Below are 1,966 nucleotides of genomic sequence, written 5' to 3' on the forward strand. Positions count from 1 at the left end.
CTTGATAACCCCAAATGGTGGAAACTTTAAGTCTTGCTGCCCCTACTTCTTGATAATTACGTGTACCAACGGCAGGATCACGAAGATTCTCATCCTCAAGTTCTGTAATAGTGGATAGGGCGAAAAAAACACCGATGCGAACTGTGGTATTCAGTGGAATAATAAATCTTTTTCCCCCTACTTTTCTCACCGCTCCACGAAGATAGATTTTTCCCGATTCAAGTGTGACTTCGCCGGTTTCCCCATCTATGATACAGTTGCTTCCTGTTATAACATCACCATCACGAAATATCGCATCTCCTATGCCTTTGAGCTTGAAAAGAGCATACTCTTGAGTCTCGTTTAATTCTGCTGACTGTAAACCCCTTCCTGCCAGGAATAAGCTTTTTTCGTACTCTTTGTCAGGATCAAAGCGATTGTAATAGCCGTTTAAACTCATGTTACTTCCAATTGACTTCAGCCTTATAAGGGATTATCACCGTAATCTCCTCTATTTTATTCGCATTAGTTGCTTTAATGACCCAATCATTCTCCAGCTCAGTTACAGTTACTTTATGAGTATCCTTATCCCAAACATTATTACCCAGTTTTATATTTACCTCACTCCCATCTGCTATTTTTGGTACGAGATAAACACCGTTATAACTTAAATCAATTTCTGGATTTTTAATTCGAGTCGAAAAAGAAGGTTTAAACTTAAACTCTCCTGATTGTTTAAATCTTTGCCACTTTTCTTGATCTACCTCACTTAACTTCACTGCCAACATGTCATAATAGTATTTTAGCTTCGGCAGAGCTTTTACTTTGTTACTTAACTCTTTTCCTCCGTTAAATGCAGTATAATCAAGATGTATAATCACATCAGAAACTTTTTCAGTATTTTGTAGCTCTAAAATCCAATCAGATACCGCCCCTGTACCTTCAAATGGTAGATAACGTTCATCATTGAAGTTTAATTCGAATAATCCACTATCTTCTTGGTTTCCTTTTGATATTGCTATCTGCTGATTTGTATTACAGTTTACTCTTAATGATTGATTATCACTGAGTTCATTATTTTCATCGAGTAATGACCTTATTGCCTCAATCTCAGGTTTCAGTACTACTCTGTTGGCTGTTTGTTGCAATGTAGCATGAATATCCTGATAAGGAGCAACTTCTGCTTTAATAGTAATTCTTATACTTTTAATCTTACGACAATAATGACCTGGAAAATCAAGATCAAACATTTTTTCTGTTAATGCAAACTTACAGCTTCCTTGAGTTTTTAACTCATTGATTGCAATAGGACTTAGAGGTATTGTTTTAGTAATCTCCAGAGCTCTTTCATTATTATCAAGATACTCTTTGGCCATTTGCTCAAGAGCAAACTTCAAGCTATGACCTGCAAGTAATCCTTCTTTTAAGCTGTTCCAAGAGCTTGCTGTAACAAATACTCTATCGTTATTCAACTCATACTGATAAGTTTTTTCCACCTGTTTTACCATCTCTAAAGCCATCTTATAAGCTTGGAAATATATTATTGCTATTTGCCCTTTCATCCAGTCATAGAGCTCTTTACTTGTAAACTTACTTTCAAAGAATTCCCTTTTTTCCTGGTTTTGCTTGATTGACTCTTTATGTACTTTTAATTCTTGCTCAGCAATGGTTTGATTAATTTGATTTGCCTCTATTGTGTGGTTGATCTGCTTCACATCACAGGCAGCTAATTTTTTCTGTAGATCCCAATCTTCAGCACGTCTTTGATAACTTGCTATGATATTGGATAATTCTGCACCTTCTTTCTTAATATCTGCTAGAGTAGTCAGAAAATCTGCTCCTGTTTGTGTAGAAAAGCCAGGTTTAGCACCACCAAAAGAAAAACCAAATACTGTAGGTATCCAATGTGCTAATGCTGCAGCTCCAAATATACCACAAGCTCCAAGTCTTGTTGAAGTTGCTTAAGAATATGATAAGAGTCCTTTCA

At 36.1% G+C, this 1,966-nt stretch carries 3 protein-coding genes; 1 reads left to right on the forward strand and 2 read right to left on the reverse strand.

Annotated elements, in window-relative coordinates; genetic code table 11:
* Both BA053_RS08000 and BA053_RS03335 read right to left on the reverse strand, forming a co-directional pair.
* A partial coding sequence (locus BA053_RS08000) for a DUF4815 domain-containing protein (RefSeq protein ID WP_245611574.1) occupies window positions 1-439 on the reverse strand: 439 nt, incomplete at its 3' end.
* A 1-nt stretch (window position 440) separates the two neighbouring features.
* On the reverse strand, window positions 441-1,694 hold the full coding sequence (locus BA053_RS03335) for a Tc toxin subunit A-related protein (RefSeq protein WP_065106753.1): 1,254 nt from the start codon (window positions 1,692-1,694) through the stop codon (window positions 441-443).
* A 67-nt stretch (window positions 1,695-1,761) separates the two neighbouring features.
* Here BA053_RS03335 and BA053_RS03340 point away from each other — a divergent pair, with 67 nt between their 5' ends.
* On the forward strand, window positions 1,762-1,944 hold the full coding sequence (locus tag BA053_RS03340) for a hypothetical protein (protein WP_156518220.1): 183 nt from the start codon (window positions 1,762-1,764) through the stop codon (window positions 1,942-1,944).
* The last annotated feature ends 22 nt before the right edge of the window (window positions 1,945-1,966 follow it).

This window comes from Wolbachia endosymbiont of Nomada ferruginata (assembly GCF_001675785.1).
GTDB classification, from domain to species: Bacteria; Pseudomonadota; Alphaproteobacteria; order Rickettsiales; family Anaplasmataceae; genus Wolbachia; species Wolbachia pipientis.